We start from the raw sequence: 5,530 nt of genomic DNA, 5'->3' as shown, positions 1-5,530 counted from the left end.
AGTTATCATCCTCTGGCGATCAACGATTATCGGTTTATGACAAGTGTTGACCGTGTGCCGCTCAATGGTTCGGTCGCGTTTGTTGCCCAGCCTCTTCGGGCACTTATGGATTTGGTAGCGCTTCGCAAGGTTGAGTGGAGCGGGCTCGAATGGTTGACGGTCGGTATGAGGATTGAGGAAGATGTCCTCCTCGGATTGCGACGTAAGCGTTTTACGGCACTGAAGCCGGTGTACAAACATAGGGCTTCAAATGTTTTTCTCCGGGCGCTGGAGGGAGCCCTAATGGCTTCTGAGCGTGTGCATGATCTTGAGGTCAGAGCATGACAGAAGAAGAGGGACCGGTGGCATCGCGGTATTAACGCGATAGTCTGCGTTCATCGTCAATCAAGGTCAGGCGATGCGGGGCGCAAGCTCCCCAGGTCCAAAGGACGATATTGAGGTCGTCTTCCGTTGCGCCCTGAGCGAAGCTCTTGACGATCAACCCATAAAAGCCAGCGCTTTTTAGATCTCGCGCAAGCTGCTGCGTGCGGGCTTCAGCGAACGTGTTCATATCGTCTCGCCAAGAGTTGGCACCGAGAGTGTGGACGTCAAGATCATAATCATAAAGCGCCTTACCATCACGTGTATCAAAGAGAGGATCGATGTCCGCCTCATAGGAGACAAGAGTGGTTGGCTGCAGGCTACCAGCTTGATTGGCTTCCCTGAGAGCGGTCATGATGGTGAGAGACGTATAAAGTGCCGGCATGCCTTTAGGATTGAACCTGCCACCATAGAGTTCCGCGCCGCGACCGGAAAGCGGTTCACGAGCATAGAGGGGGTTGAGTGCTCGATAGAGTTTACCTCGATACTGCATCGACAAAGTCAAGCATGAACGCCAGCGTCGATGGCATCTATATAATCGAGCACTTCGTGAGCACGGCCGTCTCGCACGAGTTGCATTGCAGTATGACCCGAGAAGCCAGCCAGTGGTTCCGATCGATACCAGGCATAGGCCATGAGCGCTGACCCGAAGCGCGATTCGACTTTATTGACGACTTCGACCATTTCGCGCAGGCGCCGCTGAGTTTTGTCGGATTTCATGCGCTCCTTGCGTTGAATTGCATCTTTACCCAGTCCGGCGGTACGAGCAATGTCGTCACTCGTCGTATGGAATACATCTGCAATTTTTTTCGGTGCAAACATTCCGTCGTCAGCGTATTGAGCAATGGACATAAACGCCTCCATAGTTTTTGACGCTTTTAATGACGCAGTATAGCGTCGATATATTCGGCAATCAAGCACTCTGAGAAATCTGATCGGCAATACAGCGAGCGCTTTGTCATTTGACGAGAGCCGTGACCCTTGCGTTGGCACCTAGCTCTCTATCAACATTGCTGATGGGCGGCGAACAGTCGCCCTAGTGTTGCTTTCATCGCCCGTCCCGACAACGAAAGGTACCTCTCGGATTATGACCTGCTTATCGCCGTCAATGATGAGCGGTTTGGCGAAAAATAGGAAGGTGCTATCATTGTTGATCCGTGGCAGTGATAATTTGAGAGACACACTGATGCACATCCCTCTACCATTTCTTATTCGATGGCAGCTGATATGAGCCGGTTGGTTTCATGTTCATGAGCCTCGTACTGCTGGACCGGTCGTTAAGCCCGCCCTAAACGCCGTTTATGATGTTGCAGATTCCTTTGCGGACGATATTTTTATCGGTGACCTGTCCGGCTTGAATATTGAACACGGCGTCGATTCGAACTGCTGCACTTTTTTGCCTGGCAACAACCCGAAGCGTCTGGATCCTGCCGCTTCCGCTGGTTTCCTGATGGGCGTCAATTGATGACAAGGACTTATCGATCTTGATACCCGAAAAGCCTTCAGCGGCCACGGCCTGCGCGAGTTTTTGCAGGACAATAGGGGCTTTTGCTTTAGGCAACTCCTGCCATGACTTGTAAGACACGGCGGTCACCATTGGTAGGCCGGAAACGCTGAAGTTTTTCTCGCAGGACGCGGCAAGAGCTGGATTTGCAAAAGCTGTGAGGCTCAGGGCTGCAATGACATGTTTCATAGTATGTGATCCGGTAATTGTTAAGATGGCGGTGTTGACGATCAGAGGTCCGACCGTTTGCCTCTGTAGTCGATAGGCGGCGGAAGAGCCTCATGTGCTTGTGCAAGCGTTTCGAGCCATTCGGCTAGACCGGCAGGGACGGCGTTGTTGCCCGCTTCAAGGGCCTCGATCCACGAAAGCTCGCATTGCAGGGCGGATGCGATATTGATCGGCGTCCAGCGGATGACTCGCAGACATTGATTAAAGCGCTCTGGCGACATGTTGATTTCGCTACCCCTGTCATTTTGAGCGATGGTCTGCTAGCTGATTGCGATAGTCAATCCATTTCTGCAACCTTGAGGGACGTGAAGCCAAGCAAATTTAGATATATTTTCCATTAAACGGCATATCAATACATGTGAATCCATTATGTATACTTATCACTTGGAATATTGTTTCACTCAAGTCAAGTGAGCAGGCGAGGTAAAATATATAATAGTTGCGCTGGTAATTTATATATAATATTTTAATCGTATAGATTGGAAAGGCACATAAATCTTGACCTGCGATTCAGCGGGGAATTTCTGGGCGATTTAGTATTCGCAGACCGGTCGATTGTTTTATATAGCTTTTTGACTACTTTAGACAAAGGAAACGGGAAGCAAACAAGATGGATTTAGATGGCCTGAGTAGGGCGACAAGCTGACGGCTTGCAATTACAATAACAGTATCATGATACTGTTATTGTAATTGCAAGCCGTCAGCTTGTCGCCCTACTCAGGCCATCTAAATCCATCTTGTTTGCTTCCCGTTTCCTTTGTCTAAAGTAGTCAAAAAGCTATATAAAACAATCGACCGGTCTGCGAATACTAAATCGCCCAGAAATTCCCCGCTGAATCGCAGGTCAAGATTTATGTGCCTTTCCAATCTATACGATTAAAATATTATATATAAATTACCAGCGCAACTATTATATATTTTACCTCGCCTGCTCACTTGACTTGAGTGAAACAATATTCCAAGTGATAAGTATACATAATGGATTCACATGTATTGATATGCCGTTTAATGGAAAATATATCTAAATTTGCTTGGCTTCACGTCCCTCAAGGTTGCAGAAATGGATTGACTATCGCAATCAGCTAGCAGACCATCGCTCAAAATGACAGGGGTAGCGAAATCAACATGTCGCCAGAGCGCTTTAATCAATGTCTGCGAGTCATCCGCTGGACGCCGATCAATATCGCATCCGCCCTGCAATGCGAGCTTTCGTGGATCGAGGCCCTTGAAGCGGGCAACAACGCCGTCCCTGCCGGTCTAGCCGAATGGCTCGAAACGCTTGCACAAGCACATGAGGCTCTTCCGCCGCCTATCGACTACAGAGGCAAACGGTCGGACCTCTGATCGTCAACACCGCCATCTTAACAATTACCGGATCACATACTATGAAACATGTCATTGCAGCCCTGAGCCTCACAGCTTTTGCAAATCCAGCTCTTGCCGCGTCCTGCGAGAAAAACTTCAGCGTTTCCGGCCTACCAATGGTGACCGCCGTGTCTTACAAGTCATGGCAGGAGTTGCCTAAAGCAAAAGCCCCTATTGTCCTGCAAAAACTCGCGCAGGCCGTGGCCGCTGAAGGCTTTTCGGGTATCAAGATCGATAAGTCCTTGTCATCAATTGACGCCCATCAGGAAACCAGCGGAAGCGGCAGGATCCAGACGCTTCGGGTTGTTGCCAGGCAAAAAAGTGCAGCAGTTCGAATCGACGCCGTGTTCAATATTCAAGCCGGACAGGTCACCGATAAAAATATCGTCCGCAAAGGAATCTGCAACATCATAAACGGCGTTTAGGGCGGGCTTAACGACCGGTCCAGCAGTACGAGGCTCATGAACATGAAACCAACCGGCTCATATCAGCTGCCATCGAATAAGAAATGGTAGAGGGATGTGCATCAGTGTGTCTCTCAAATTATCACTGCCACGGATCAACAATGATAGCACCTTCCTATTTTTCGCCAAACCGCTCATCATTGACGGCGATAAGCAGGTCATAATCCGAGAGGTACCTTTCGTTGTCGGGACGGGCGATGAAAGCAACACTAGGGCGACTGTTCGCCGCCCATCAGCAATGTTGATAGAGAGCTAGGTGCCAACGCAAGGGTCACGGCTCTCGTCAAATGACAAAGCGCTCGCTGTATTGCCGATCAGATTTCTCAGAGTGCTTGATTGCCGAATATATCGACGCTATACTGCGTCATTAAAAGCGTCAAAAACTATGGAGGCGTTTATGTCCATTGCTCAATACGCTGACGACGGAATGTTTGCACCGAAAAAAATTGCAGATGTATTCCATACGACGAGTGACGACATTGCTCGTACCGCCGGACTGGGTAAAGATGCAATTCAACGCAAGGAGCGCATGAAATCCGACAAAACTCAGCGGCGCCTGCGCGAAATGGTCGAAGTCGTCAATAAAGTCGAATCGCGCTTCGGGTCAGCGCTCATGGCCTATGCCTGGTATCGATCGGAACCACTGGCTGGCTTCTCGGGTCATACTGCAATGCAACTCGTGCGAGACGGCCGTGCTCACGAAGTGCTCGATTATATAGATGCCATCGACGCTGGCGTTCATGCTTGACTTTGTCGATGCAGTATCGAGGTAAACTCTATCGAGCACTCAACCCCCTCTATGCTCGTGAACCGCTTTCCGGTCGCGGCGCGGAACTCTATGGTGGCAGGTTCAATCCTAAAGGCATGCCGGCACTTTATACGTCTCTCACCATCATGACCGCTCTCAGGGAAGCCAATCAAGCTGGTAGCCTGCAGCCAACCACTCTTGTCTCCTATGAGGCGGACATCGATCCTCTCTTTGATACACGTGATGGTAAGGCGCTTTATGATTATGATCTTGACGTCCACACTCTCGGTGCCAACTCTTGGCGAGACGATATGAACACGTTCGCTGAAGCCCGCACGCAGCAGCTTGCGCGAGATCTAAAAAGCGCTGGCTTTTATGGGTTGATCGTCAAGAGCTTCGCTCAGGGCGCAACGGAAGACGACCTCAATATCGTCCTTTGGACCTGGGGAGCTTGCGCCCCGCATCGCCTGACCTTGATTGACGATGAACGCAGACTATCGCGTTAATACCGCGATGCCACCGGTCCCTCTTCTTCTGTCATGCTCTGACCTCAAGATCATGCACACGCTCAGAAGCCATTAGGGCTCCCTCCAGCGCCCGGAGAAAAACATTTGAAGCCCTATGTTTGTACACCGGCTTCAGTGCCGTAAAACGCTTACGTCGCAATCCGAGGAGGACATCTTCCTCAATCCTCATACCGACCGTCAACCATTCGAGCCCGCTCCACTCAACCTTGCGAAGCGCTACCAAATCCATAAGTGCCCGAAGAGGCTGGGCAACAAACGCGACCGAACCATTGAGCGGCACACGGTCAACACTTGTCATAAACCGATAATCGTTGATCGCCAGAGGATGATAACT

The 5,530-nt window shown here is 50.2% G+C and carries 8 protein-coding genes and 2 pseudogenes; 5 read left to right on the top strand and 5 right to left on the bottom strand.

What is annotated here, in order from left to right; all coding sequences use genetic code 11:
• Positions 1 to 324: pseudogene (locus AC27VJ_RS22545) on the top strand (hypothetical protein); the annotation flags it as partial.
• Between the two features lie 31 nt (positions 325 to 355).
• Here AC27VJ_RS22545 and AC27VJ_RS22540 read toward each other — a convergent pair.
• The 4 genes from AC27VJ_RS22540 to AC27VJ_RS22525 all read right to left on the bottom strand — a co-directional run bounded on the left by AC27VJ_RS22540 (position 356) and on the right by AC27VJ_RS22525 (position 2,313).
• Complete coding sequence (locus AC27VJ_RS22540; protein WP_488685907.1) at positions 356 to 853, bottom strand: RES family NAD+ phosphorylase; 498 nt, start codon at positions 851 to 853, stop codon at positions 356 to 358.
• A gap of 8 nt (positions 854 to 861) precedes the next feature.
• Positions 862 to 1,212, bottom strand: a complete 351-nt coding sequence (locus tag AC27VJ_RS22535; RefSeq protein WP_113090084.1) for an MbcA/ParS/Xre antitoxin family protein — start codon at positions 1,210 to 1,212, stop codon at positions 862 to 864.
• Positions 1,213 to 1,648: 436 nt separating this feature from the next.
• On the bottom strand, positions 1,649 to 2,053 hold the full coding sequence (locus AC27VJ_RS22530; protein WP_488685906.1) for a hypothetical protein: 405 nt from the start codon (positions 2,051 to 2,053) through the stop codon (positions 1,649 to 1,651).
• A 41-nt stretch (positions 2,054 to 2,094) separates the two neighbouring features.
• Positions 2,095 to 2,313: a hypothetical protein gene (locus AC27VJ_RS22525; RefSeq protein ID WP_113090081.1), complete on the bottom strand. Its 219-nt coding sequence runs from the start codon at positions 2,311 to 2,313 to the stop codon at positions 2,095 to 2,097.
• 904 nt (positions 2,314 to 3,217) lie between these two features.
• Between AC27VJ_RS22525 and AC27VJ_RS22520 the strand changes: the two genes are divergently transcribed.
• From AC27VJ_RS22520 to AC27VJ_RS22505, 4 genes are all read left to right on the top strand, one after another.
• Positions 3,218 to 3,436, top strand: coding sequence for a hypothetical protein (locus tag AC27VJ_RS22520; protein ID WP_113090081.1), 219 nt, complete (start codon positions 3,218 to 3,220; stop codon positions 3,434 to 3,436).
• 41 nt (positions 3,437 to 3,477) lie between these two features.
• Entirely contained in the window at positions 3,478 to 3,882 is a 405-nt protein-coding gene (locus AC27VJ_RS22515) for a hypothetical protein (RefSeq protein ID WP_488685906.1), read from the top strand.
• Between the two features lie 436 nt (positions 3,883 to 4,318).
• Positions 4,319 to 4,669, top strand: a complete 351-nt coding sequence (locus tag AC27VJ_RS22510) for an MbcA/ParS/Xre antitoxin family protein (RefSeq protein WP_113090084.1) — start codon at positions 4,319 to 4,321, stop codon at positions 4,667 to 4,669.
• Between the two features lie 8 nt (positions 4,670 to 4,677).
• Positions 4,678 to 5,175, top strand: coding sequence for an RES family NAD+ phosphorylase (locus tag AC27VJ_RS22505; protein WP_488685907.1), 498 nt, complete (start codon positions 4,678 to 4,680; stop codon positions 5,173 to 5,175).
• A gap of 31 nt (positions 5,176 to 5,206) precedes the next feature.
• On the opposite strand, the pseudogene AC27VJ_RS22500 reads toward AC27VJ_RS22505, so the two are convergent.
• A pseudogene (locus AC27VJ_RS22500) lies at positions 5,207 to 5,530 on the bottom strand (hypothetical protein); the annotation flags it as partial.

The organism is Agrobacterium sp. 20P9.1.2 (genome assembly GCF_057799395.1).
This window is presented reverse-complemented; position numbering and strand designations above follow the sequence as displayed.